The sequence below is a fragment of the Pseudogemmobacter sonorensis genome (genome assembly GCF_042762395.1).
Classification (GTDB): domain Bacteria; phylum Pseudomonadota; class Alphaproteobacteria; order Rhodobacterales; family Rhodobacteraceae; genus Pseudogemmobacter; species Pseudogemmobacter sonorensis.
This window is the reverse complement of the sequence record NZ_JBEFZE010000017.1, coordinates 41,458-64,240: the sequence shown is the minus strand read 5'-3', so window position 1 is coordinate 64,240 and position 22,783 is coordinate 41,458. Positions and strand designations below refer to the sequence as shown.

Here is a 22,783-nt window from a genome sequence, read left to right as displayed (position 1 = left end):
AGATGGGCCGGGGCCATACAGGAAAAACCGCGCCTTGGAAAGCGAGGAGTTCACCGCGCGCCCTTCGTGCGGCCGCCTTTGCCAGCCGACCCTGGCGGGCGGGCCGCCCCTTTTCCGCAACGGAAAACGCCCGCACCTTGCGGCGCGGGCGTTCCGTGGCCCCCTGTATGGAGGCCCCTGTCCGGTCGGTTCAGCGGCGCAGGCCGAGGCGCTGGATCAGCGACTGGTAGCGGGCTTCGTCGATCTTCTTGAGATAGTCGAGCAGTTTGCGGCGTTGCGCGACCTGCATCAGAAGGCCACGGCGCGAGTGGTTGTCCTTCTTGTGGGTCTTGAAATGCTCGGTCAGCGTCGCGATGCGCGACGACAGGATGGCGACCTGGACTTCGGGCGAGCCGGTGTCGCCTTCCTTGGTCGCATATTCCTTGATGAGGCGGTTCTTCTCTTCGACCGTGATCGACATCGAAAGCTCCTTTCGGGTTGGCAATGGACGGCGCAAGCCGGGATGTCGTCCAGCAAGGCCCTTTGGTATCCCCGGGGGTCCGCCACCTCGCGGGCGGGGCGGATTCCCGTCGGGGATGCGCGCATATAGAGGCAATCCCGGCCCAAGGGAAGCCCGAAGTGCCGAGGCCAGGTCGCGGGACGGCAGGGCCGGGCACTTCGTTAGGCATGATAACCGGGTTAACCATGATAACCCGCGCACCGCGGCCGAGGATGCTTTTTCCCACCCCCCGATTCGTGCTATCAATATGGATGATTTTCCTATCACTATCAGTGTCTTGAAGGAAATATTGGTTAACGCTGCGGGGTGCGGCGGCTTTACGGGGTTGGAAGCGGGGTCGAAAACATGCTGGCGGTCTTTGGCGTGCTGGGGGCGGTCCTGGCCGGGGTTCTGGTCGAATCCGTGCTCGGCCCGGGCGAGAATGGCGCAGAGGAGGACGACACCTCCGATTCCGATATGGGCGCGGCCACCGCCGGATCGCCCGGCGACCTTCTGGACGATGCCGCGACGGCGCCTTCGGATCCCGCCGCCCCCGGCGGATCCGCGCTGGCGGGTTCCACCCTTCCCGGATCGGGGGACGACATTTCCGGCCAGGCCACCACCGGCGACCTGGTCGCCGGAACCCCGCTCCATCTGGTCGGATCGCCCCGGGACGACCTGATCACCGGAACCGACGCCGCCGACCTGATCGAGGCCGGAGAGGGCAACGACCAGATCGACGCCGGGGGCGGCGACGACAGCCTCTACGGCGGCGCGGGCGAGGATCTGATCTGGGCCGGGGCGGGCGACGACCTTGTCGACGGCGGCGCGGGCAACGACATCCTGCACGGCCAGGACGGCGCGGATACGCTGTTCGGCGGCGAGGGGGATGACCATCTTGCCGGGCATGGCGGCGACGACCACCTCTTCGGCGGCGCGGGCGACGACACGCTGCTTGGCGGCATGGGCGATGACCGGCTCGACGGCGGCCGGGGCGACGACTGGCTCGCGGGCGGCCATGGCGACGACAGCCTGTTCGGGGGAGAGGGGCGCGACACGCTGGACGGCGGCGCGGGGAATGACCTGCTTTTCGGCATCCTGCCCGACGGCACCGACGACGGCGCCCCCGATTTCCTGAACGGCGGCGAAGGGGATGACACGCTCTGGCTCGGCGCGGGCGACCATGCCACAGGGGGCGAGGGGCGGGACAGTTTCATCCTGTCGCGCTGGCTGGCCGAGGGCGGCTTTGCCACCATCGCCGATTACGACCCCGCCGAGGACGAGATCGTCGTGGTCTACGATCCCGCCGCCCATGCCGATCCGCAACTGACGCTGAGCGACGCGGATGAAACCGGCGGGATCCGCATCCTTCTCGACGGCACCGAGATCGCCCGGGTCAATGCGGCGGTCGATCTGGCCGCGATCCGGCTGCTTGCCGCCTGACCGCGCGGGCGGGCGGGGGGCTGCTTGAGCGATGCATCGTCCCCCGATTGCCGCCGCCTGACCGCGCGCGCGGGCGGGGGTGATCGGCGGGATGCGGGCAAAGTAAGCGCGCGGCTGGGGCCTTACCCCCGGGCGCGCGGTGTCGATCCGTCCCGAAGGCGATCCCACATGCCTTGGGCAGCGCAAGATCGAAGGCGCCGGGCCTATCGGTTGAAGACGCGGCCCGGGTGGAATTCGCCGCCCATATACCGGCCAAGGGCGATGGCGCGACCCTCGAAACTCGCCCAGCCCTCGTCGCCATAACCGATATGGCCCAACACCTGGCCGGGATTGCCGTTGCGGATCCGCACCGCGCCCTCGGGCGTGGCGCGCAATTCGGGCAGGCCTTCAAGCCCCAGTTCCAGGGGCGCCAGCAGGCTGTCGATCTCTTCGCTGCGGGCCAGTTCCTCGATCCGCGCCATGGTGACCGCGCCCCCGGCCCGGAACGGCCCCGACCATTCGCGCCGCAGCCAGGCGACATGGCCAAGGCAGCCCAGCACCTGCCCCAGGTCGCGGGCGATGGCGCGCACATAGCCGCCCTTGCCGCAGACCATCTCGAAATCGGCGTGATCGGCATCGGGGCGGGCCAGAAGTTCCAGCCTCTCCACCCACAGCGGCCGGGGGGCAAGGTCCATCTCGATCCCCTCGCGCGCGAGGTCGTAGGCGCGCTCGCCCTCGACCTTCACGGCCGAGACCTGGGGCGGCATCTGTTCGATCATGCCCCGGAACCCGGCCAGCGCCGCCTCGATCCCGGCATCCTCCGGGCGGCGGTCCGAGCGCGCGATCACCGCGCCCGAGGCGTCGTCGCTGGCGGTCGCCGCGCCGAAGGCGACGCGGAAACGGTAGCATTTCAGCGCATCGGCGATGACGGGGACGCATTTCGTTGCCTCGCCAAGCGCCACGGCCAGAACCCCGGTCGCATCCGGGTCCAGCGTGCCGGCATGGCCCGCCTTCTGGGCCTGGAACGCCCATTTCACCTTGTTCACCACATCGGTGGAGCCCAGGCCCGCGGGCTTGTCCACGATCACCCAGCCATGCACCGGGCGCCCCTTGCGCGTTCTCGCCATCCGTCCCTTCCGGTCTGTCAGCCCTTCGGCCCGACGGTGCCCAGAATCGGCCCCATCGGGAAACCGCCGTCATGCCGTCCCAGAGAGGGCGCGTAAAGGCGCGAGATGTTGCCATCGAAATACAGCGCGTTCGAAAGCCCCAAATGGTCGCGGAAGAAACGGGCGAAGCGGTGGAAATTCACCGGCCGGTCGCTGATGGCGAAGATCGCCCGATCCTCGCCCGCCGGGACGCCCACGCCGTTGCGGATATAGGCCGAGGGGCTGTCGGGCAGGAAGCGCGGGTGCAGCGCCCCGTCGATCACCAGCATTGGGCCGGACTGGGTGGCAAAGCGGCAATCCGGGGCTCCGGCCTGGAAGCTGCGGCTTTCGATCACGCGAAAGCGCCCCTCGCCCCAGCAGAAGACGCCATTGGGCAGCAGGCCGAAATTGCCGGGCCCCTCACGGGTGACAAGCGCGGCCTCTTCAAGGCCCTCGGTCACGAACAGCCCCACCGGGCTGCGGTCGGCATGATACATGCCCGCATTCATCGCGAAGGTCAGTTGCAGGCCCGGCGCCTCGGCCGCCAGCATCTCGTCCACGGCGCGGAAGCTGCCCAGGACGGCGCCATCGCCGGGATCTCGCAGGAAAAGCCGCAGATCCTCCGAGGTCGAAACCTCGCACAGGGTGAAGGGCGTCTGCTCGAAGGTCTCGATCCGGCAGGTCGAGGCCCCGGCCCCGCCCGGCGCGAGCAGCGCCAGCATCAAGGCCGGAACAAGGCCGCGCGGGATCAACCGGGCAAGGGGCAGGCGAAGGATCCGGTCCAGCCCCCGCCGGGGGCGGCGGAAGGCGCCCCGACGCTCAGTCATCGCGGCCCGCCTCGTCATCCGGGGCCCCATCCTCGGGGCTGTCGTCCCCGGCGATGTCGCGCTGGACCTTCGGATCCGCGAACAGCCGCCGCGTCTCGTCCAGCCGGTCATAGGTCTCGTCGGGACGAAAGCGCAGGTCGGGGGCGTATTTCAGCGTCAGCTCATGCGCGATGCGGTGACGCAGCTCGCCCTTGTGGCGGGCCAGCAGCTTGATCGCCTCATCCACCGGGGCGGTGCCCAAGAGCGGCATGACATAGACCGTCGCCACCTTGAGGTCGGGCGAGCACGAGACCTCGCCCACGGTGATCGGCATGGCGTTCAGCTCCGGGTCGTGGATCTCGGCCCGGTTCAGAACGTCGGAAAGGGTGCGGCGGATCAGTTCGCCCACCCGCAACTGTCGTTGCGACGGGCCCTGACCGGATTGGATGCGTTTGGCCATGGCCCCGATCTAAGCGCAAATCGCGCCTCCCGCAACGGCGGGCTTTCGTCACCGGCGAAGCGGCGCTAAACCCCGTCCGGCAGCAACAGGGGGAAAGCCATGGGCGACTTGCCGGGAATCGTGATCACGGGCGCATCGGGCCGGATGGGGCGGATGCTGGCGCGGACCGTGGTGGAAAGCGGCAAGGCGCGGCTGGTGGCGGCGGTCGAGCGCGAGGGCCACGACTGGATCGGCCGCGATCTGGGCGAGGCCCTGGGCGGCGCCCCCTTCGGCGCGCGGGTGACCGACGATCCGGTCGAGGCGATCTCGCAGGCCCAGGCCGTGATCGACTTCACCGCCCCCGCCGCCACGGTGGAATTCGCCGCCCTCGCCGCCCAGGCCCGCGCGGTCCATGTCATCGGCACGACGGGGCTGGAAGAGGCCGATCTGGCGCGGATCGCCACCGCCGCCCGCCATGCCGTGGTGGTCCGGGCCGGGAACATGAGTCTGGGCGTCAACCTTCTGGTACGGATGACGCAGAAGATCGCCGCCGCGCTGGACGAGGATTGGGACATCGAAATCGTCGAATCGCATCACCGCATGAAGGTCGACGCGCCCTCGGGCACGGCGCTGATGCTGGGCGAGGCCGCCGCCGAGGGGCGCGGCGCCGATCTGGCGCAGGCGAAGGTCGCGGGGCGCGACGGCATCACCGGCGCGCGGGCGCGCGGCAGCATCGGCTTCTCCTCGATCCGGGGCGGCGATGTGGTGGGCGAGCATGACGTGATCTTCGCCACCGAGGGCGAGCGCGTCGTCCTGCGCCATCTGGCCACCGACCGCGCGATCTTTGCGCGCGGCGCATTGCGGGCGGCGCTATGGGGCCAGGGCCGCAAGCCCGGCGAATACGACATGATGGATGTGCTGGGGCTTTGACCCTTGGCGGGAACGGGGTTCCGGGCCAGCAAGGGTCCGGGGGCTGCGCGATGACGGGGCCCTTGGGCGGGGCCCTTGCGACGACATCGCCCGCGCGATGGTGGCGATTCTTGCCGATCCGGCCGCAAATCGGCGCGCCTTGGCCCCATGAGGGACGCACACCCGCGCGGCGACGGCTCGCGGCCAGTCGACGACCACCCGCTCAGGCGAACCCGCCCTCAGAAGTCTATGGCGAGGCCCTTCTTCTCCCAATCGCCATAGCGCACCGGCTCGGGCCCCTCGCGGCCACCGTATTCCTTGGGGCGCAGGATGCGGTCGGCCTCCTTGCGGCGCTCTTCGGCCTCGGCCAGCGCCCGCAGCGCGGCGGGCGGCAGTTCGCGCTTTTCGTCAGACATCGGGGCGGTTCCTTGTGCCGTTCGCCCCAAACATATACTGGCCGGGGCGACGGGTGCAAACCCCGGGGGCTCGGCAGGGGATCATCTCGATGACGGAAGGCGTGGCGGCGCGGGCGGCGGCGGTGGCGATGCTGGATGCGGTTCTGGGCGAGGGCCGGATGCTGGCCGAGATCGCCGAGCCCGACCTTCCCCCCGCCGAACGCGCCCGCGCCCGCCGCCTGGCCGAAGAGACCCTGCGCCGGATCGAGCCCGCCGACCGCGTGCTGGCGCCGCATCTGCGCAAGGCCCCGCCGCTGACTGTGCTGAACGCCCTGCGGCTTGCCGTGGTCGAGATCGGCCTGGGCGCGGCCCCCCATGGCGCGGTCAATGCGGCCGTGACGCTGGTGCGCCGGGGCGGGCGGAGCAAGCCGCTGGCCGGGCTGGCCAATGCCATCCTGCGCAAGGTCGCGCCCGAGGCGCTTTCCGCCCAGCCGGTGCAGAAACTGCCGCGCTGGCTGCGCCAGCCGCTGGTCCATGCCTGGGGGCGCGAGGCGGTCGCCGCGATCGAGACCTGCCATGCCGGTCTGCCGCCCCTCGACCTGACCCTTCGGGATCCGGGCGCCGCCGCCGCGATCCCCGGCGCCCGGCGCCTGCCCTCGGGCAGCCTGCGGCTTGGCCCCGGCGCACAGGTCACCGCCCTGCCGGGCTATGACAGCGGCGAATGGTGGGTGCAGGATGCGGCCGCCGCCCTTCCCGCCCGCCTGCTCGACGCGCGGGAAGGGGAGAGGGTGCTGGACCTTTGCGCCGCGCCCGGCGGCAAGACCATGCAGCTTGCCGCCGCCGGGGCCGAGGTCACCGCGCTGGACATTTCCGGCCCGCGCATGCAGCGGATCGCCGCGAACCTCTCTCGCACCGGGCTTTCGGCGCGGCTGGTCACCGCCGATGCGCTGCAATGGCAACCCGACGCGCCTTTCGACGCCATCCTTCTGGATGCGCCATGTTCGGCCAGCGGCACGATCCGGCGCCACCCGGACCTGCCCTTCGTCAAGGACGGGTCGGAAATCGCCCTGCTCGTGGATCTTCAGGCCCGGCTGATCGACCGCGCGCTTGGCTGGCTGAGGCCGGGCGGGCGGCTGGTCTTCGCCACCTGCTCGCTGCTGCCCGAAGAGGGCGAGGCCCAGTTGGACGCCGCGCTGGCGCGCCATCCCGGGCTGCGCGCCGAACCCGCATCGCTGGAGGGCGTCGCGCCGGAATGGTGGACCGGGGCGGGCGGGCTGCGCCTGCGGCCCGACCTTTGGCCCGAGTTTGGCGGCATGGACGGTTTCTTCTGCGCCCGCCTGCGGCTGCCGGGCTGAAGAGATGGGCTGAAGGAGCCAGGGCCGCCGGTCAGCGCCAGCCGCGATCCCAGGCGGGTTCGCCCTTCCAGACCTGCGCCAGGTAATCCACCAGCGCCCGCACCTTGCCCGCCAGATGGCGCGATGGCGGGTAAAGCGCATGGACCGGATAGGGCGGCGGCTCATGCTCGGGCAGGACCTGCACCACCTCGCCCATGCGCAGCAGCGGGCCCGCGACGAAACTCGGCACCCGGGTAATGCCAAGGCCGCCGAGCGCGGCGGTCAGGCAGGCCTCGGCATTGGCCAGCCGCAACCGCCCGCTGACCGGCCGCTGCACGCCACCGGCGAAATGCCATTGCCCCGGATCGCGGAAATTGGTGTCTATGATCAGATCATGCGCCGCCAGATCCTCCAGTGCCAGCGGCGTGCCGCGCGCCGCCAGATAGGCGGGCGTCGCCACCAGGAGGATGCGCGCCGGGCAAAGCCTGCGCGCGACAAGGCTGCTGTCGGGCGGCGGCCCGATCCTGAGCGCAAGGTCGAACCCCTCGTCCACCAGATTGACGGTGCGGTCGGCGAAGGAGACGTCCAGTTCGATCTGCGGCCAGGCGCGGGCGAAATCGGCCAGCACCGGCACAAGCTGGGTGGTGCCGAAAGTGTCGGGCGCGGTCAGTCGCAGCCGCCCCGCCGGGATCCCGGCGACATTGCGGACCGAGGCGTCCAGCTCGTCGAAACCGGACAGAAGATCCTTCACCCGCAGGTAATAGGCCTGCCCGACCTCGGTGGGCGCCAGCGCGCGGGTGGTGCGCTTCAAAAGCTGCACCCCCAGTTCCGCCTCAAGCCGCGACACCAGTTTCGAGGCCTGGCCCGAGGAGATGCGCCGCCGCGCGGCGGCGGCGGCGAAACTGCCGGTCTCCATCACCGCGACGAACATGCGGTCGCAATCGAGACGGTCCATGCCCGGCCCCCTTTCCGTTGCGCCCGCACCCAGCCCCGACCATGCCCGCGATCCCCGCCGGAAGGAAGGCCCGCGAGAAGACGCGCGAAAGGCTCAGAGCTCCAGCGCCGAAAGATCCGGCCCCACCGGCACGATGCCCAGAGGGTTCAGCGTCTTGATCGAGTAATAGCCGCGCTTGATATGGTCGATCGAGACCGTCTCGCGCAGGCCCGGCAGGTCCAGCACCCGCCGCAGATAGGCCGAAAGCGCCGGATAGTCGGCGATGCGCTGACGGTTCGTCTTGAACAGCCCGAAATAGGCGGCATCGAAACGGATCAGCGTCACGAAAAGCCGGATATCGGCCTCGGTGAAGGTCTCGCCCACCAGCCAGGGACCGCCCTGGGACAGCCGCGCCTCCAGCTCGTCAAGCTGGGCGAACACATCGGCATAGGCCTCTTCATAGGCCGATTGGGTGGTGGCGAAGCCCGCGCGATAGACGCCGTTGTTCAGGCGCGGATAGATCCGCTCGTTCAGCGCGTCGATTTCGTCGCGCAGGGGCGCGGGGTAAAGATCCGGGCCCGAGGCCAGATCGCCGAAACCCGAATTGAACATGCGCAGGATCTCGGAGGATTCGTTCGAGACGATGGTCGCGGTCTCGCGGTCCCACAGCACCGGCACAGTGGCGCGGCCGGTATAGTCGGGATCGGCCTTCGTGTAGACCTCATGCATGTATTTCGCACCATGAATGGGATCGGCGCCGGAGGCGAATTCCCAGCCCTCGTCGGTGACGGCGGGTTCGGTGATCGAAAGCGTCACCGCCCCCTCAAGCCCCTTCAGCTTGCGCCCGATCAGCGTGCGCGAGGCCCAGGGACAGATCAGCGCGACATAAAGGTGATAGCGCCCCGCCTCGGCCTTGAAGCCGCCCCGCCCCGAGGGGCCGGGGGCGCCATCCGGCGTCACCCAGTTGCGAAAGCCCGAGACCTGGCGCACGAAACCGCCGTTTTCGTCGGTTTTCTGGACGGGCTGCCAGTTCTCGACCCATTTTCCGTTCACAAGCATGATGGTCTCCTCAGATCAGGTCGATGGCGACGGGCGTGCCCCAGGGATCCTCGATGGTGAAACGCCCGCTGTTGGCTCCGAAGGCCGCGCGGATCGCATCCAGCTTGCCCGCCGCCATACGGATTTCCACCTCGGCCAGCCCGGTCGAGGGCATGTCGCGCCGACCCGCGCCCCGGCTGTTCCAGATATTGGTCGCGATATGGTGGTGATAGCCATCGGCGGCGTAGAAATTCGCCCCCGGATAGCGGTTGGTCACCTCAAGCCCCAGCAGGTCCTTGTAGAAGGCCTCGGCCTCGGGCAGCGCACCGACCTGAAGATGGACGTGACCCACGGTCGAGCCCTCGGGAAAGCCCTGCCATTGCGCGCCCCCGGCCGCTTCGACCAGCGCGGGAAGGTCGAGATGATAGGTGCCCATCTCGACCTCGCCATTGGGCTTGTGGCGCCAGCTTCCGGCGGGACGGTCGGCATAGATCTCGACGCCGTTGCCCTCGGGGTCGGTCAGATAGACCGCCTCCGAGACCTCATGGTCGGAGGCGCCGTCGAGCCGGGTGCGGCGGGCCGAGGCGTCCAGCACCCAGGCGCCGAGCGCGGCGCGCGAGGGCAGAAGGAAGGCGGTGTGGAAAAGCCCCGCCTCACGCGGGGCGCGGCGGCGCGCGGCGCCGTCCTCGCGCAGCTCCAGCAAGGTCGCGTCCTTCGTTCCCAATTGCGCCACCCCGCCCGACTGCGACAGCAGATGAAGGCCGACAGCGGTCCGATACCATTCGGCCACGCGGCCAAGGTCGTTCACGATCAGGGCGACACGGCCCAGTTCAAGCGTCTTCGTCATTCTCTGCCCCCGTCTCGGGAAATGGCCGGGCCGGTTCGGACCCGGCAGAACATGATCACGATATGACCACATCCATTCCATGAATAAACCCGGGCAGGCGGCGATTGTTCTCTTCCGAAATGGAATCAATCATGCGCGGCCGGGGCGCAAAACAGAACGGACGGCCTCTTGCGCGCGCGGGCCGGTCGGGCAACTGTGCCGCCCGAAGCGACGATCCGAACCGATGAAAGGAACATGGGCATGGCATCCAAGGCCGAACCGGAGATCCATCCGATCGCGGCGGAGCAGCCGCCCTTCGCCCGGCATCTGGGCCTGCGCCTGCTTTCGGCCACGCCCGAGCGCGTCGAGGCCGAGATGGTCGCCGCCCCCGACCTGATCAACCGCAACGGCCATCTGCACGGCGGCGCGATCATGGCCCTGGCCGACAATCTGGGCGGGACGGCGGCCTTCCTGAATCTGGGCCCAGGCGAGGGCACGACCACGGTCGAGAGCAAGACCAATTTCTTCCGCCCGGTCCCGGCAGGCGAAAAGGTCCGCGCCGTGGCGGTGCCCTTGCACCTGGGCCGCTCGACCCAAGTCTGGCAGACCACGCTGACGCTTGCAAACGGCAAGATCGCCGCCATCGTCACCCAGACCCAGTTCACCTTGAAGCCGAAAGCCTGAGCCATGACGCTTTCAGACGCATTCCGCGAGGCGTTCCGCTATCACCCCGCCGGTGTCGCCGTGATCACCGCCGATCCCGGCGACGGGCCGGTGGCGCTGACGGTCTCGTCGCTGATCTCGGTCTCGGCGGCGCCGCCGGTGGTGGCCTTCTCCCTGTCGTCGCGCTCGTCTTCGGCCGAGCCGCTGCTGCGGGCGGAAACCATGGTGATCCATCTGCTGCGCTTCCAGGACCTCGATCTGGCCCAGCTTGGCGCGACCAGCGGCGTGGACCGATTCAGCGGCGTCGCGCCATGGGAAAGGCTGCAAAGCGGCGAGCCGCGCTATACCGGCGTCACCACCTGGTTCCGCGCCCGCAAGCTCGGCGTGCTGCCGGTCGAGGGCGCGGCGCTGGTCGCGGCCGAACTGATCGGAGGAGAGGCGGCGGCGGGTGCCATCGAGCCCGAGGCGGAATCGCTGATCTATCTGGACCGGCGCTGGCACCGACTGCGCGAAAAGCTCGACGGCGTGGCCGGGTAAGCCCCAGTCCACCCGATCAGCTCCCCGATCAGGCCAGGCGCGCGGCGGCGGCGCGACCTGCCCGTCGGCCCGCCCATCGGCCTGTGGCAAGGCAGCCGGTCAGCAGATAGCCGCCGGTGGGCGCCTCCCAGTCCAGCATCTCGCCCGCGGCGAAGACGCCCGGCACGGCGCGCAATTCCAGCCCCTCGGTCAGGCTTTCGCGGGTGATGCCGCCCGCGACCGAGATCGCCTCGTCCAGCGGCCTCGGCCCCCGATGCGGCACGGCCAGCGATTTCAGCGCGGCGAAAGGGGCCTCGCGCGCCCATTCCATCACCAGCGCCGCCGCGACCGGGGCAAGCCCCAGCTTGCGCAGCCGGTTCGCGGTGCTTTCGCCCGGCCGCATCCGCGCCAGGCGCGCCACGATCGCGGCCTCGTCAAGGTCCGGCAGCAGGTCGAGCACCAACGCCGCCCCCTCGCGCACCGGGCGCGAGACGGCATAGATGCCGCCGCCCTCAAGCCCCCGGGCCGAGACCACGAATTCGCCCCGATGCCGCAGGCCCCCGGCCAGAAGCGCCGCGCCCTTGACCGGCTGGCCGAAATGGCGCGCCATATGCGCCGACCAGTCAACGCGCAGGCCCATGTTCGCGGGCTTCCATGGCGCCAGCCCCACCCCGCGCGCCGCCAGAAGCGGCACCCAGGCCCCGTCGGACCCCAGCCGCGCCCAGCTTGCGCCGCCAAGCGCCAGAACCGTCACGCGGGGCCGGACCAGCCGCGCGCCCGCGGACGTGTCGAAGGCCAGCGCCCCCTCCCGCCAGCCGCACCAGCGCCAGCCCGGGCGCAGCTCGACCCCCTGCCCCGCCAGACGCGCAAGCCAAGCCCGCAGCAACGGGGAGCCCTTCATCGCCACCGGAAACACCCGGCCCGAGGATCCGGTGAACACCTCCTGCCCCAGATCCCGCGCCCAGGCGATCACCTCGGCGGGGCCGAAATCGGCCAAGGCCGGGGCGATCAGATCGCCGTCGTAACGGCTGGCGAAAAGCGCGGCGGACTCGTCCATGGTCAGGTTCAGCCCGGATTTCCCCGCCATCAGGAACTTGCGCGCCGGACTGGGTTTGGCCTCGGCGACCAGCACCGACAGCCCGGCCCGGGCAAGCTCTTCCGCGGCCATCAGCCCGGCGGGGCCCGCGCCCACCACAAGGGCGTCGGGGGTTTCGGGCGGCGGCGCTACCGAGTGCACCACCGGCTCTGCCCCTGCGGCCGGGCCGCCCGCCATCTCAACCCGCCATGCGCTTGATCGCCGCGACATGCTCGGGCGTGGCGGCAAGGGCGGGCCGCGCCAGGGCGCTGGCCGCGTCGAGCAGGCCATCGGGGGCGACGATCCGCTCGACCAGCCCCCAGGCCAGCGCCTCCTCGGCGCCGATCTTCTCGCCCGCCATCAGGATCATCTTCGCCCGCGCCGGGCCGACCAGCGCGACCAGCCGGGCCGGGTCCTGCGGCTGGGGCAGATAGCCAAGCCGCATCACCGGATAGAAGAAATTCGCCCCCGGCACCGCGATCCGCAGATCGCAGGCCAGCGCAAGCGCGAAGGCGCCCCCCGCCAGGGTGCCGTTCAGCGCGGCGATGCTCAGCCCGGGAAACCCGGCCAGGGCCGACGAGGCCCGCCCCCAGACCGGATCGGTGGCAAGCCCCGCCTTGGCCGCATCCAGATCGGCCCCGGCGGAAAACACCCGCCCCTCGCCGGTCAGGACCAGCGCCTTCACGCCCGCCACCGCCGCACCCTGCGCCGCCTCGGCCACCTCGGCCAGCATGTCGGCGGTCAGCGCATTCGCCTTTTCGGGTCGCGACAATGTGATCACACGCAGCCCCGCCCCGTCCTCGACCCGGATCATCGCCCGCTCCTCCGCTTTTCCATCGAAAGCCTTAGCCCGCGCGCGGGTCGGCCGAAACCCCCTTGCCCCGCGGACATCGTCCAATCGCCGCGGATTCCAGCCACCCGCGCCGCGTCGGCCCTTGACGCCCGGGCACGGGCGGTGAACCATGCGCCGCGTATCCGTATTTCCCTAACGAGGTTCCTTATTCAGATGAAGCATTGGCCCCTTTCCGCATCGACGGCACTTGCGCTTATCCTTTCCGCGGGCCCCTCGCTCGCCCTGACGCCCGAAGAGGTCTGGGAAAGCTGGAAACTGCTGACCGCCCCGTCGCTTGCCACCGTGACCACCGAATCCGAGACCCGCAACGGCAATGCGCTTGAAATCCGGGGGCTGACCACCAGCGTCGTCGATCCCGACGGCATCACCTACGAATTCACGCTCGACTGGCTGACGCTGACCGACCGGGGCGACGGCACGGTCGAGATCACCAATGCCGAATCCTATCCGATGGTGATCACCGCCCCCGGCGGTCCCAAGGGCACGCTGTTGCTGCACCAGCCCGGCGGCTCGGTGATCGCCTCGGGAACGGCCGAGGCGATCAGCTACGATTTCGACCTGCCCACGGTGACGGCCTCGCTGACAGAACTGACCGATATCCACGGCGAGACGACCGATATCCGGGTCGAGGCGCTGCTGAGCGACATCACCGGGCGCTACCTGATCACCCCGGCCGAAGGCGGCGGCCACAATGTCACCAGCGATGGCCGGATCGGCAATTTCGCCCTGACCGGCAGCGGCACCAATCCGCAGACCGACGGCAGCTTCACCGGCTCGATCACCATCGCCGATACGGTGACGAGCTCGACCGGGCGGCTGCTCGACCAGGATTCGATGCTCGATCTTTCCGCGGCGCTCCGCGACGGTTTCGCCATCGCGGCCGAGGCGACGACCGGCGCGATCAGCTACGATCTGGACGTCTCGGAATATGGCGACGACACCGCCATCAGCGGCACGCTCGGCGGCGTCGTCCTGAATGTCGCGCTGGATGCGGCGGAGATGGAATACGGGTTCGGCCTCAATGAGGGCACGATCGCCATCGCGGCCGCGGCCTCGGGCGTTCCGCCGGTGGAGGCCGGATTCGGCGAGATCTTCTTCAGCTTCGCCATGCCCGTCAGCCAGAGCGCCACGCCCCAGCCCTTCTCCTTCGTGACCCGGCTGGTCGACATCTCGCTCTCGGATGCGGTCTGGGGGCTGGTCGATCCCGGCGCGCAACTGCCGCGCGATCCGGCGACGCTGATCCTGGATCTGGCGGGAACCGGCGCCTGGGCCGTCGACATCCTGGATCCGGCGGTGCAAGGCGGCATGGCGCCCATGCCCGCCGTGCCCGGCACGATCAACTCGCTCGACCTGCGCCAGGTGCTTTTGCAGATCGTCGGCGGCGAGGCCACGGCGACCGGCAGCCTGGTCCTCGACAATGAGGACCTGTTCTCCTTCGACGGCTTCCCCGCGCCCGAGGGCAAGATCAACGTCGATCTCAAGGGCATCAACGCGCTGATCGACAAGGCCGTCTCCATGGGCTTCCTGTCGCCCGACGACGTCTTCGGCGTGCGCATGGGCCTTTCGATGTTCACCCGCCCCGGATCCGGCCCGGACCAACTGGTCTCGGAGATCGAGTTCAAGGACAAGGGGCTTTACGTGAACAGCCAGAGGATCAAGTAACCCTGGTTTTCGCCAGACCCGGGCTGCGCCCTGGCGCATCCCGGCCCAGCCCCCAGGTCCCGATCCGGCAAAACCCGGTCCGGGGCGTTTCCCGTAACCCTCCGCATGAACTGAAATCCCGGATGCGCCCCCTTTCGCAAGTCACACTGCCTGCCGCCATCGTCCTCAGCCTGGTCCAGATCCCGCAGGGCGCCCTTGCCCAGGGTGTCACCGCGGCGGAACTCTGGTCCTCCTGGCAGGAGGCGGTCGCCTCGACCGGCGGCGCGCTTTCGGCCGAAGAGCGGCGCGAGGGCAACCAGTTGATCCTGGACGCGCTGGTCTTCAAGCCCGAGGCCGATGAGGAAACCGCCTTCCGCATCGACACGCTGACCCTGGTCAGCCAGGTCGACGGCTCGGTCGGCGTGGTCCTGCCCGAGACCTTCCCGCTGCGCGTCGACCTGGCCGGAACCCGGGGCGAGACGGCGCCGGGGCAGCTTGTCTTCTCGATCACCGCGCCGGATCTGGGCGTGACCATCATCGGGCTGGGCGAGCGCGCGGAATTCCAGGCCATCGGCCCCTCGGTCTCGGTCACGCTGGACGGAATCGCCCCCCCGGCGCCCGGGGGCGAGGAAATCACCCTGGCCGCGACGGTCGAGAATCTGGAACTGCGCTACAAGCACGACCTCGCCGTGGCGCTGCCCTCGGTCGAGGCCGCGCTGACCCTTGGCACCGCCGAGTTGACGGCGAGGGCCGTCTCCGGCCCGGAGCGGCATACCGAGGTGACCTCGGGGATCGAATCGCTTTCGCTGTTCGCCGCCGCGGCCTTCCCGCCCTCGACCAGCGACCTGACCCGCAGCGCCACGCAGGGCGGTTCCACCCCGCCGGTGGCGCCGCTGCTGACCGCGCTGGCCGATGGGCTTTTGCTCGACCTGCGGCTCTCGCTGGGGCCGTCGAACCTGCATGCCGACATGGTCGAGCCGGGACGGGAGCCGGGCCGCGCGCGGTTCGACCTCGGCTCGGGGGCGGCCAGCCTCAAGCTGGACCAGACCGTGCTGGCCTGGAGCGCGGCGATGACGGATTTCCTGATGACGGGCCCCGTGCCCGACATCGACGGCGCCGAGACCATGGTCGAGGTTTCGCTGGGCGAATACCGCAACGTGATCTCGCTGGGGCTGAACGGCTTTGCCGGGTCCCAGGACTGGGCCTTCGCCCATCTGCTGCGCGATCTGGCCTTCGACGACGCGGGCTGGGCCGATCTGGACCCGACCGGGATGCTGCCCAACACGCCGCTGACGCTGGCGTTCGACATGGATGGCCGCTACGGCCTGGATCCGGCCGCGCTGGAGCCGGGCTGGCAGCCCGATCCGCGCGCACCCCATCCGCTGCGCGACTTCTCCTTCGACATCAACGAGCTTGCCTTCAGCGGGCTCGATCTGTCGGTGACGGGCACCGGGGGCTTGGGCTTCGACTTCCGCGATCTGGTGACCTTCGACGGCGTTCCGGCGCCTGCCGGGCGGCTTCAGTTCGTCACCCGGGGCGCCTATGCCCTGATCGACCGCCTCTCGGGGGCCGCGCTGATCTCGGAGGCCGAGGCGACTCAGGCGCGCCAGGCGTTGCTGCTGATCGGCCAGGCCGGGGAAGACGAGGATACGCTGGCCACGGATGTGGATTTCCGCGACAAGGCGCTTTACCTCAACGGTCAGCGGATCCGCTGATCCCCCCGGGAAGGGGCTGACCACCGACGCCCGCGCCCCCTGCCGCAAAGGAAGTTCCATGTCCGCACCCTCGCTTTCCGATCTGGCCCAGGCCCTGCGCGAGGCCGCCCTGCGGGCAGGGGCCGAGGCGGCCGATGCGCTGGCGGTGCGCGGCACCTCGCTGTCGATCGACATCCGCCAGGGCGCGCTGGAACAGGCCGAGCGCGCCGAGGGCACCGAGGTCGGGCTTCGCGTGCTGATCGGCAGGCGGCAGGCCTGCGTCTCGGCCTCGGACACCGCGCCCGCGACGCTGGCCGCGCTGGCCGAGCGCGCGGTCGCCATGGCGCGCGAGGCGCCCGAGGATGCCACGGCGGGCCTGGCCGCGCCCGGGGATCTGGCGCGGGACTGGGATCTGGCCGCGCTGGATCTGGCGGATGCCGCGCCCGAGCCCGATGCCGCCGCGCTGGAGGCCGAGGCCCGCGCGCTGGAAGGCGCCGCGCTTGGCCGCTCCGGCGTCACCCAGGCCGAGGCCTCGGCCGCCTATTCCCGCCGCGCCATGCATATCGCGCAATCGAACGGGTTCGAGGGCGGCTATGCCCGCACCAGCCATTCGCGCTCGGTCGTGGCCTTTTGCGGGTCGGGCACCGGGATGGAGCGCGACTATGCCGGCGAAAGCCGCGCCCATCTGGGCGATCTGCCCGGGGCGGAGGGGATCGGCGACAAGGCCGCCGAACGGGCGCTGGCGCGGCTTGGCGCGGTGAAGCCGCCCACCGGCAGCTATCCGGTGCTTTACGACGAAAGGGTGGCGGCCTCGCTGATCGGCCATCTGCTGTCGGCGATCAACGGGACGGCGGTGGCGCGCGGCGCGACCTGGGCGCGCGACCTGATGGGCGAAAAGGTCCTGCCCGAGGGGCTTTCCCTGACCGAAGACCCGCTGCGCCGCCGTGGCCCCGGATCGCGGCCCTTCGATGCCGAGGGCCTGCCGACCCGCGCCAAGGCGCTGGTCGCGGACGGGCGGCTGCAAAGCTGGGTGCTGGATCTGGCGACCGCGCGCAGGCTGGGCCTGCGATCCACCGGCAATGCGATGCGCGGCCCCTCGGCCCCGCCCTCGCCCGGGACGACCAATGTCGACCTGACCCAGGGATCCGCCAGCCGCGCCGATCTGCTGGCGCGGATGGGCACCGGGCTATGGATCACCTCGCTGATCGGATCGACCATCAACCCCAATACCGGGGATTATTCGCGCGGCGCCTCGGGCTTCTGGGTCGAGAACGGCAAGGTCTCGCATCCGGTGCATGAATGCACCATCGCCGGGAACCTGCCCGAGATGCTGCTGCGGCTGCATCCGGCCAATGACGCCCGCCCGCATCTGGCGCTTCGGGTGCCCTCGATCCTGATCGACGGGATGACGATTGCCGGGGCCTGATCACATGGCCCCGCCGCCATCTGGCGGCGCGACGCCCGCCGAGGACGAGGCGCTTTTGATGGCGGCGGCCCTGGCGGCCGGAGAGATCGCCCTGCGCTACTGGCGCAAGGATCCCAAGGCCTGGGAGAAGGCGGGCGGCGCCGGTCCGGTCTCGGTCGCCGATCTGGCCGTGGATGCGGCGCTGCGCCAAAGCCTCGGCGCCGCGCGACCGGGCTATGGCTGGCTGTCCGAGGAAAGCCCCGACGACCCGGCGCGGCTGGCGCAGGATCCGGTCTTCGTGGTCGACCCGATCGACGGCACCCGCGCCTTTCTGGCCGGGGAAGAGGCGTTCGCCCTGTCGCTCGCCGTGGTCCGGGCCGGGGTGCCGGTGGCGGCGGTGGTGCATCTGCCCGCGCGCGGCGCCAGCTATGCCGCGCATGCCGGGGGCGCGGCGCGCAAGAACGGCCAGCCGATCCGCTGCAACGGCCGGACGGAACTGGCCGGGGCAGACATCCTGACCACCCGCGCCGCGCTCGCCCCGGAATTCTGGCCAAGCGGCGTGCCAGTCGTGAAACGCAGCTTTCGCGCCTCGCTGGCCTGGCGGTTCTGCCTGGTGGCCGAGGGGCAGCATGACGCCATGCTGACCCTGCGCGACACCTGGGAGTGGGACAGCGCGGCCGGCAGCCTGATCGCGGCGCGCGCGGGCTGCGTGGTGACCGACCGCCACGGCGCGGCCCTGGCCTTCAACCAGCCCGCCCCCAGGGCCGAGGGCGTGATCGCCGCCGCCCCCGCCCTGCAGGCGGCGCTGGTCGCCGCGCTTGGCGGCACTCAGCCCGAGCCGGAAAGGCCGTAGGCCCCCATCACCCGCCGCACCCGGTCCTGCAGGGCCGCAACCGCCCGGGGCGCGCGCAGGAAGGCGGCGACCTCCATCGCCTCCCATCTCTGCCCTTCAGTGCCGAAGCGGATGCGGGAAAGCTCCGCCTGCGCGATCCGGCCCGCGAAGAAGACCGAGACGCGGGCGGGATCGGTCATCGAGGGCAGGATCAGCCGCTGTTCCAGCCGCGCGGGCGGCAGGCGCAGGCCGAACTCTTCCTCCAGCTCGCGCAGCAGGCAGGCCTCGGGCGTCTCGTCGCCCTCGCGCCCGCCGCCGGGCAGGTCCCAATGGCCGGGAAAGGGCAGTTCGGGGCGATCGTCGCGCAGATAGCACAAAAGCCGCGTTCCACAGAAGAACGCGGCTTTCGCACCGATGAAGTCGCCGATGAACGCGCCCCTGAACCCGCCTGCCCCGACAGGCGGGCCCGGCTCAGTTGTCATTGATGTCGCGGTCCCAGACCTTGACCTCGCTGGGGTGGTTCCTGGCGAACCAGCGACGAAGCGCCCACCACGCCACCAGCGACAGCAGCGCGAAGACCATCAGGATGAACGGCAGGCCCGCCCAGCCCAAGGCGCCGATCCCGATCAGCACCCCCGTCAACACCGCGCCCACGGCAAAGCCCAGGAAGAAGAACCCCGGCGCGAAGACCTCGACGATGCCAAGGCCGACGCCGCCCGCGATCCAGGCCCACCAGACCGTCCAGACCGGATCTTCCATGGCTCATTTCCCCCTGAGCAGCTTGAACGCGTCGCCGAAGGCATCCAGCGCGGCGGCGGGCAGGATGACCGTCTGCTTGCCTGCGCCCTTGGCGACCGCCTCGAAAGCCTCAACCTGCTTGAGCGCGACCTGGTATTGCGCCGCCTCAAGCCCGTTCTCCTTGATCGCCTCGGCGATGACGGCGGTGGCGAAGGCCTCGGCCTCGGCGGTGACGCGCTTTGCCTTGGCCTGCTGCTCGGCGGCGTAAAGCTCGGCATCGGCGGAAAGCTCCACCGCGCGCTTCTTGCCCTCGGCCTCGGTCACCTGGGCGCGCCGCGCCCGCTCGGCATTGAGCTGCTGGAGCATGGCGGCTCGGGTCGCCTCGTCCAGGTTGACGTCGAGGATCTCGGCCCGGGTCACTTCGACACCCCAGTCGTCGACCATCATCGCAACCTGTTCGCGCACCCGCTCGATCAGTTGCGAACGGTTCGACTGCACCTGGTCCAGCTCAAGCTTGCCGATCTCGGAGCGCACGATGCCCGCGACGGTGGTGGCGATGGCGGCGTCGATGTCGCGGATGCGATAGACGGTCTTTTCCGGCTCGGTCACGCGGTAGAAGACCGAGGTCTCGACCTTGACCAGCACGTTGTCGGTGGTGATGGCGTCCTGGCTGGCGGTGGGCAACTGCCGCTCCAGCACCGAAACCTTGTGGGCGATGCGGTCCAGGAAGGGAACGACAAAATTGATCCCCGGCCCCAGCACCTTGGTCAGGCGCCCGAAGCGTTCGACCACATGCTTTTCTGATTGCGGCACGATCCGCACCCCCAGAAAGATGCAGATGATGACGAAAATGGCGATCGCCAGCCAGATGGCGTTCCAGCCCATAAAATCAGATCCATTCATGAAACCGCTTCCTCTTTATAGCAGGGCACGCGCGATGACCGGCACGGTCGGGGCCTGGCAAGGCCGTCCTGCCTGCGCGGGCGCGCGGGCAGTCTGGCCCTTTGCGGGGGCGCCCGCAAGTCGGGATCGCGGTGCCCGGCGCGGCTTGCGAGGCCGCGGCCCCGGCGGTTGCGTCTTTTCCCCGGCCCACCGGGCGTCTATCGTGGCGCCGTGGTCCCGACCCGCTTCAGCCAACCCTCCTCTCCTGCGTGGAAGAACAGCATGACACAACGCCTGCATCTCGTGTTCGGGGGCGAACTCGTCTCGCCCGACAAGACCGCCTTCAAGGATGTGAAGGACATCCATATCGTGGGCATGTTTCCCGATTACGCCTCGGCCCATGCGGCCTGGAAGGCCGAGGCGCAGCGCACGGTCGACAACGCCCATATGCGCTATTTCATCGCCCATATCCATCGCCTGCGCGATGAAGAGACCGCCGCCTCGGCCACCGAGGAACTGGGCTGATCCATGGTCGCCTCGCTGGGACGGACGCTTTACAACTTCGGCCAGCGGCATCTGCCCGGGGCCGAGACCGCGCGTCCGCCCCGCCCGGCGGGGGCACTGGTCTGGCTGCATGTGCCGGGGCCGGGCGCCGCGCCGGGCATGCTGGAGCTGGCCCGGCGGCTGAGCGACGAGGACGGGGCGACCGTCCTCATGACCTGCCCCGAGCCCCTGCCCACCCCCTCACCGGGCGTGATCCTGCAGCCGCCGCCCGCCGAGACCGCAGGGGCGGCCGCGGCCTTCCTCGACCACTGGCGGCCCGCCGCCCTTGTGTTCTGCGAAGGCGAATTGCGCCCCGCCGCAGTGCTTGAGGCCGCCCGGCGCGGCCTGCCGCTGATGATGGTGGATGCGCGCGCGCCCCACCTGCCCAAGGGCCGCGAGGGCTGGTTTCCCGGCCTGATGCGCAGCGCGCTTTCGGCCTTCTCGCGCGTGGTCGCCATCGACGAGACCGCCGCGCGGGCCTTTCGCAAGGCCGGGGCGCCCTCAGGCGCCGTTCTGGTCGCGGGCCGGATGGAGGCGCCCTCGGCCGCGCTGCCCTGCCTTGAGGCCGAGCGCGAGGCGCTGGCCCGGCTGACCGCCGCCCGCCCGATCTGGTTCGCGGTCTCGATCCCCGAGGCCGAGGAACAGGCGGTGCTGTCCACCCATCGCGCCGTCATCGGGCTGGCGCATCGGCTGTTGCTGATCCTTCTGCCCGAGGATCCCGCCCGCGCCGAGCCCCTGGCCGCCGCGCTTGAGGCCGAGGGCTGGAGCGTGACCCTGCGCTCGGCCGACCAGGAACCGGAGGCCGAGACCGAGATCTATGTCGTCGGCGACCGGGCCGAACTGGGCCTGTGGTATCGGCTGGCCCCGATCACCTTCCTTGGCGGCAGCCTGGCCGGAACGGGCGCGCTGCAATCGCCGCTTGAGCCCGCCGCGCTCGGCTCGGCCATCCTGCACGGGCCCAGGCCCGGCGCCTTCGGCGCGGCGCTTGGACGGCTGGGCGCGGCGCGGGCCGCGCGGGCGGTGGCGACGCCCGCCGATCTGGCCGAGGCGCTTGGCGATCTTCTGTCCCCCGACCGGGCGGCGCGGCTGGCGCAGGCGGCGTGGAACGTGGCCTCGGACGGGGCGGAGGTAACCGAGATGGTGCTGGCCCATATCCGCCGCGTGCTGGAGGAGGCGGGCTGATGCGCGCACCGGGCTTCTGGTTCCTGCCGCCGCAGCGCCGCGACCTTCGCGCGCTGCTGCTGGCCCCCTTGGGCAGGCTTTACGCGGCGGCGACGGCGCGGCGGCTGCGGCGGGGCGATGAGGGGGCCTATCGCGCCTCGGTCCCCGTGATCTGCATCGGCAATCTGAACGTGGGCGGCGTGGGCAAGACGCCGACGGTCATGGCGCTGGTCCAGCGCCTGGCCGCGCGTGGCCTGACCGCCCATGTCGTCACCCGGGGCCATGGCGGGCGCCTGCAAGGCCCGGTGCGGGTGGACGACCGCCGCCACAGCGCCGCCGAAACCGGGGACGAGCCGCGGCTCTTGGCCGCCTTCGGCCCGGTCTGGGTCGCCAAGGACCGCGCCGCAGGCGTCCGCGCCGCCGAGGCGGCGGGGGCGCGCATCATCCTGCTGGACGACGGGTTCCAGAACCCCTCGGTCGCGAAGGACCTGTCGCTGGTCGTCGTCGATGCCGAACAGGGTTTCGGCAACGGGCTTTGCCTGCCCGCCGGCCCGCTGCGCGAGCCGGTCGAGACCGGCCTTGCCCGCGCCGATGCGGTGCTTTCGATCGGCCCCGCCGGGGCGCAGGCGGGGTTTCGCGGCCTTTGGGGCGGCGCGCTCGGGTCGCTGCCGCATCTGACCGCGCGGCTGGCGCCGCTCGACACCGGGATGGACTGGCGCGGCGCGCGCGTTCTGGCCTTCGCCGGGATCGGCAATCCGGCGAAATTCTTCGACACATTGCGGGCGGAGGGGGCCGAACTGGTCCGGGCCGAGGCGCTGGACGACCACCAGCCCCTGTCGCAGGCGCTGCTCGCCCGGCTGGAGGCCGAGGCCTTCGCGCTCGACGCCCAACTGGTCACCACCGAAAAGGATGCGGCCCGCCTGCCGCCCGCGTTCCGCCCCCGCGTGCTGACCCTGGTGGTGCGGCTGGAATTCGACGCGCCCGAGGCGCTCGACCACCTGCTGGCCCCGCTGTTGCCCCCAATGCCGCCCTCGGTGCCGCCCCAGGCCTGAGG

Annotated in this window: 25 protein-coding genes; 12 read left to right on the top strand and 13 right to left on the bottom strand. The window is 70.6% G+C overall.

Annotated elements, in window-relative coordinates; translation table 11 throughout:
* Window positions 1-190: 190 nt before the first annotated feature.
* Window positions 191-460, bottom strand: a complete 270-nt coding sequence (rpsO, locus tag ABNX41_RS13230) for a 30S ribosomal protein S15 (protein WP_438670196.1) — start codon at window positions 458-460, stop codon at window positions 191-193.
* A gap of 384 nt (window positions 461-844) precedes the next feature.
* Between rpsO and ABNX41_RS13225 the strand changes: the two genes are divergently transcribed.
* Window positions 845-1,921, top strand: a complete 1,077-nt coding sequence (locus ABNX41_RS13225) for a calcium-binding protein (protein WP_438670195.1) — start codon at window positions 845-847, stop codon at window positions 1,919-1,921.
* A 203-nt stretch (window positions 1,922-2,124) separates the two neighbouring features.
* Here the strand turns inward: ABNX41_RS13225 and truB are convergent, their stop codons facing one another.
* The 3 genes from truB to rbfA all read right to left on the bottom strand — a co-directional run bounded on the left by truB (window position 2,125) and on the right by rbfA (window position 4,311).
* Window positions 2,125-3,027, bottom strand: coding sequence for a tRNA pseudouridine(55) synthase TruB (truB, locus tag ABNX41_RS13220; RefSeq protein ID WP_438670194.1), 903 nt, complete (start codon window positions 3,025-3,027; stop codon window positions 2,125-2,127).
* A 17-nt stretch (window positions 3,028-3,044) separates the two neighbouring features.
* Window positions 3,045-3,767 carry a phosphodiester glycosidase family protein gene (locus tag ABNX41_RS13215; protein ID WP_438670208.1) on the bottom strand — a complete coding sequence of 241 codons (723 nt, stop codon included), beginning with the start codon at window positions 3,765-3,767 and terminating at the stop codon, window positions 3,045-3,047.
* Window positions 3,768-3,864: 97 nt separating this feature from the next.
* On the bottom strand, window positions 3,865-4,311 hold the full coding sequence (rbfA, locus tag ABNX41_RS13210; RefSeq protein WP_438670193.1) for a 30S ribosome-binding factor RbfA: 447 nt from the start codon (window positions 4,309-4,311) through the stop codon (window positions 3,865-3,867).
* A 99-nt stretch (window positions 4,312-4,410) separates the two neighbouring features.
* Between rbfA and dapB the strand changes: the two genes are divergently transcribed.
* Window positions 4,411-5,220 (top strand): 4-hydroxy-tetrahydrodipicolinate reductase, encoded by an 810-nt coding sequence (gene dapB / locus ABNX41_RS13205; protein WP_438670192.1) that lies wholly within the window; start codon window positions 4,411-4,413, stop codon window positions 5,218-5,220.
* Between the two features lie 218 nt (window positions 5,221-5,438).
* Here the strand turns inward: dapB and ABNX41_RS13200 are convergent, their stop codons facing one another.
* Entirely contained in the window at window positions 5,439-5,615 is a 177-nt protein-coding gene (locus ABNX41_RS13200; RefSeq protein ID WP_438670191.1) for a DUF1674 domain-containing protein, read from the bottom strand.
* An 89-nt stretch (window positions 5,616-5,704) separates the two neighbouring features.
* On the opposite strand from ABNX41_RS13200, the gene ABNX41_RS13195 reads away from it, so the two are divergent.
* On the top strand, window positions 5,705-6,949 hold the full coding sequence (locus ABNX41_RS13195; protein ID WP_438670190.1) for an RsmB/NOP family class I SAM-dependent RNA methyltransferase: 1,245 nt from the start codon (window positions 5,705-5,707) through the stop codon (window positions 6,947-6,949).
* Between the two features lie 31 nt (window positions 6,950-6,980).
* Here the strand turns inward: ABNX41_RS13195 and ABNX41_RS13190 are convergent, their stop codons facing one another.
* From ABNX41_RS13190 to ABNX41_RS13180, 3 genes are all read right to left on the bottom strand, one after another.
* Window positions 6,981-7,883 carry a LysR family transcriptional regulator gene (locus ABNX41_RS13190; RefSeq protein WP_438670189.1) on the bottom strand — a complete coding sequence of 301 codons (903 nt, stop codon included), beginning with the start codon at window positions 7,881-7,883 and terminating at the stop codon, window positions 6,981-6,983.
* A 93-nt stretch (window positions 7,884-7,976) separates the two neighbouring features.
* The gene (locus ABNX41_RS13185) at window positions 7,977-8,921 is read right to left on the bottom strand and encodes a glutathione S-transferase family protein (RefSeq protein WP_438670188.1); all 945 of its coding nucleotides are present in this window, start codon (window positions 8,919-8,921) and stop codon (window positions 7,977-7,979) included.
* Between the two features lie 10 nt (window positions 8,922-8,931).
* Window positions 8,932-9,747 carry a VOC family protein gene (locus ABNX41_RS13180; RefSeq protein WP_438670187.1) on the bottom strand — a complete coding sequence of 272 codons (816 nt, stop codon included), beginning with the start codon at window positions 9,745-9,747 and terminating at the stop codon, window positions 8,932-8,934.
* A 240-nt stretch (window positions 9,748-9,987) separates the two neighbouring features.
* Here ABNX41_RS13180 and ABNX41_RS13175 point away from each other — a divergent pair, with 240 nt between their 5' ends.
* Window positions 9,988-10,410 carry a PaaI family thioesterase gene (locus tag ABNX41_RS13175; protein ID WP_438670186.1) on the top strand — a complete coding sequence of 141 codons (423 nt, stop codon included), beginning with the start codon at window positions 9,988-9,990 and terminating at the stop codon, window positions 10,408-10,410.
* A 3-nt stretch (window positions 10,411-10,413) separates the two neighbouring features.
* Entirely contained in the window at window positions 10,414-10,926 is a 513-nt protein-coding gene (locus tag ABNX41_RS13170; protein WP_438670185.1) for a flavin reductase family protein, read from the top strand.
* 28 nt (window positions 10,927-10,954) lie between these two features.
* Here the strand turns inward: ABNX41_RS13170 and ABNX41_RS13165 are convergent, their stop codons facing one another.
* Both ABNX41_RS13165 and ABNX41_RS13160 read right to left on the bottom strand, forming a co-directional pair.
* Window positions 10,955-12,142 (bottom strand): TIGR03862 family flavoprotein, encoded by a 1,188-nt coding sequence (locus ABNX41_RS13165; RefSeq protein WP_438670207.1) that lies wholly within the window; start codon window positions 12,140-12,142, stop codon window positions 10,955-10,957.
* A gap of 37 nt (window positions 12,143-12,179) precedes the next feature.
* Complete coding sequence (locus ABNX41_RS13160) at window positions 12,180-12,794, bottom strand: enoyl-CoA hydratase/isomerase family protein (RefSeq protein WP_438670184.1); 615 nt, start codon at window positions 12,792-12,794, stop codon at window positions 12,180-12,182.
* A 192-nt stretch (window positions 12,795-12,986) separates the two neighbouring features.
* Here ABNX41_RS13160 and ABNX41_RS13155 point away from each other — a divergent pair, with 192 nt between their 5' ends.
* The 4 genes from ABNX41_RS13155 to ABNX41_RS13140 all read left to right on the top strand — a co-directional run bounded on the left by ABNX41_RS13155 (window position 12,987) and on the right by ABNX41_RS13140 (window position 18,426).
* Window positions 12,987-14,495, top strand: a complete 1,509-nt coding sequence (locus tag ABNX41_RS13155; protein ID WP_438670183.1) for a DUF2125 domain-containing protein — start codon at window positions 12,987-12,989, stop codon at window positions 14,493-14,495.
* A 122-nt stretch (window positions 14,496-14,617) separates the two neighbouring features.
* Window positions 14,618-16,189, top strand: coding sequence for a hypothetical protein (locus tag ABNX41_RS13150; protein ID WP_438670182.1), 1,572 nt, complete (start codon window positions 14,618-14,620; stop codon window positions 16,187-16,189).
* 58 nt (window positions 16,190-16,247) lie between these two features.
* Entirely contained in the window at window positions 16,248-17,594 is a 1,347-nt protein-coding gene (locus ABNX41_RS13145) for a TldD/PmbA family protein (protein ID WP_438670181.1), read from the top strand.
* A 4-nt stretch (window positions 17,595-17,598) separates the two neighbouring features.
* Window positions 17,599-18,426: a 3'(2'),5'-bisphosphate nucleotidase CysQ gene (locus ABNX41_RS13140; RefSeq protein WP_438670180.1), complete on the top strand. Its 828-nt coding sequence runs from the start codon at window positions 17,599-17,601 to the stop codon at window positions 18,424-18,426.
* Here the strand turns inward: ABNX41_RS13140 and ABNX41_RS13135 are convergent.
* Genes ABNX41_RS13135 through ABNX41_RS13125 form a run of 3 tightly spaced genes read right to left on the bottom strand, consistent with a single transcriptional unit; the run spans window position 18,402 to window position 20,046 of the window.
* Entirely contained in the window at window positions 18,402-18,887 is a 486-nt protein-coding gene (locus ABNX41_RS13135) for an NUDIX hydrolase (RefSeq protein ID WP_438670179.1), read from the bottom strand. The genes ABNX41_RS13140 and ABNX41_RS13135 overlap by 25 nt on opposite strands.
* A complete protein-coding gene (locus ABNX41_RS13130) occupies window positions 18,877-19,164 on the bottom strand; it encodes an NfeD family protein (RefSeq protein WP_438670178.1) in 288 nt (95 codons plus the stop codon). Before ABNX41_RS13130 ends, ABNX41_RS13135 begins: the two co-directional genes overlap by 11 nt.
* A gap of 3 nt (window positions 19,165-19,167) precedes the next feature.
* Window positions 19,168-20,046, bottom strand: a complete 879-nt coding sequence (locus tag ABNX41_RS13125) for an SPFH domain-containing protein (RefSeq protein ID WP_438670177.1) — start codon at window positions 20,044-20,046, stop codon at window positions 19,168-19,170.
* Window positions 20,047-20,307: 261 nt separating this feature from the next.
* Here ABNX41_RS13125 and ABNX41_RS13120 point away from each other — a divergent pair, with 261 nt between their 5' ends.
* Genes ABNX41_RS13120 through lpxK form a run of 3 tightly spaced genes read left to right on the top strand, consistent with a single transcriptional unit; the run spans window position 20,308 to window position 22,781 of the window.
* Complete coding sequence (locus ABNX41_RS13120; RefSeq protein ID WP_438670176.1) at window positions 20,308-20,550, top strand: DUF4170 domain-containing protein; 243 nt, start codon at window positions 20,308-20,310, stop codon at window positions 20,548-20,550.
* Window positions 20,551-20,553: 3 nt separating this feature from the next.
* On the top strand, window positions 20,554-21,750 hold the full coding sequence (locus ABNX41_RS13115; RefSeq protein ID WP_438670175.1) for a 3-deoxy-D-manno-octulosonic acid transferase: 1,197 nt from the start codon (window positions 20,554-20,556) through the stop codon (window positions 21,748-21,750).
* On the top strand, window positions 21,750-22,781 hold the full coding sequence (gene lpxK, locus ABNX41_RS13110) for a tetraacyldisaccharide 4'-kinase (protein ID WP_438670174.1): 1,032 nt from the start codon (window positions 21,750-21,752) through the stop codon (window positions 22,779-22,781). Before ABNX41_RS13115 ends, lpxK begins: the two co-directional genes overlap by 1 nt.
* Window positions 22,782-22,783: the final 2 nt, after the last annotated feature.

Coding starts and splice junctions, on each gene's coding strand:
- rpsO (WP_438670196.1), bottom strand. CDS start 460: ATGTCGATCACGGTCGAAGAGAAGAACCGCCTCATCAAGGAATATGCG.
- ABNX41_RS13225 (WP_438670195.1), top strand. CDS start 845: ATGCTGGCGGTCTTTGGCGTGCTGGGGGCGGTCCTGGCCGGGGTTCTG.
- truB (WP_438670194.1), bottom strand. CDS start 3,027: ATGGCGAGAACGCGCAAGGGGCGCCCGGTGCATGGCTGGGTGATCGTG.
- ABNX41_RS13215 (WP_438670208.1), bottom strand. CDS start 3,767: ATGCTGGCGCTGCTCGCGCCGGGCGGGGCCGGGGCCTCGACCTGCCGG.
- rbfA (WP_438670193.1), bottom strand. CDS start 4,311: ATGGCCAAACGCATCCAATCCGGTCAGGGCCCGTCGCAACGACAGTTG.
- dapB (WP_438670192.1), top strand. CDS start 4,411: ATGGGCGACTTGCCGGGAATCGTGATCACGGGCGCATCGGGCCGGATG.
- ABNX41_RS13200 (WP_438670191.1), bottom strand. CDS start 5,615: ATGTCTGACGAAAAGCGCGAACTGCCGCCCGCCGCGCTGCGGGCGCTG.
- ABNX41_RS13195 (WP_438670190.1), top strand. CDS start 5,705: ATGACGGAAGGCGTGGCGGCGCGGGCGGCGGCGGTGGCGATGCTGGAT.
- ABNX41_RS13190 (WP_438670189.1), bottom strand. CDS start 7,883: ATGGACCGTCTCGATTGCGACCGCATGTTCGTCGCGGTGATGGAGACC.
- ABNX41_RS13185 (WP_438670188.1), bottom strand. CDS start 8,921: ATGCTTGTGAACGGAAAATGGGTCGAGAACTGGCAGCCCGTCCAGAAA.
- ABNX41_RS13180 (WP_438670187.1), bottom strand. CDS start 9,747: ATGACGAAGACGCTTGAACTGGGCCGTGTCGCCCTGATCGTGAACGAC.
- ABNX41_RS13175 (WP_438670186.1), top strand. CDS start 9,988: ATGGCATCCAAGGCCGAACCGGAGATCCATCCGATCGCGGCGGAGCAG.
- ABNX41_RS13170 (WP_438670185.1), top strand. CDS start 10,414: ATGACGCTTTCAGACGCATTCCGCGAGGCGTTCCGCTATCACCCCGCC.
- ABNX41_RS13160 (WP_438670184.1), bottom strand. CDS start 12,794: ATGATCCGGGTCGAGGACGGGGCGGGGCTGCGTGTGATCACATTGTCG.
- ABNX41_RS13155 (WP_438670183.1), top strand. CDS start 12,987: ATGAAGCATTGGCCCCTTTCCGCATCGACGGCACTTGCGCTTATCCTT.
- ABNX41_RS13150 (WP_438670182.1), top strand. CDS start 14,618: ATGCGCCCCCTTTCGCAAGTCACACTGCCTGCCGCCATCGTCCTCAGC.
- ABNX41_RS13145 (WP_438670181.1), top strand. CDS start 16,248: ATGTCCGCACCCTCGCTTTCCGATCTGGCCCAGGCCCTGCGCGAGGCC.
- ABNX41_RS13140 (WP_438670180.1), top strand. CDS start 17,599: ATGGCCCCGCCGCCATCTGGCGGCGCGACGCCCGCCGAGGACGAGGCG.
- ABNX41_RS13135 (WP_438670179.1), bottom strand. CDS start 18,887: ATGACAACTGAGCCGGGCCCGCCTGTCGGGGCAGGCGGGTTCAGGGGC.
- ABNX41_RS13130 (WP_438670178.1), bottom strand. CDS start 19,164: ATGGAAGATCCGGTCTGGACGGTCTGGTGGGCCTGGATCGCGGGCGGC.
- ABNX41_RS13125 (WP_438670177.1), bottom strand. CDS start 20,046: ATGAATGGATCTGATTTTATGGGCTGGAACGCCATCTGGCTGGCGATC.
- ABNX41_RS13120 (WP_438670176.1), top strand. CDS start 20,308: ATGACACAACGCCTGCATCTCGTGTTCGGGGGCGAACTCGTCTCGCCC.
- ABNX41_RS13115 (WP_438670175.1), top strand. CDS start 20,554: ATGGTCGCCTCGCTGGGACGGACGCTTTACAACTTCGGCCAGCGGCAT.
- lpxK (WP_438670174.1), top strand. CDS start 21,750: ATGCGCGCACCGGGCTTCTGGTTCCTGCCGCCGCAGCGCCGCGACCTT.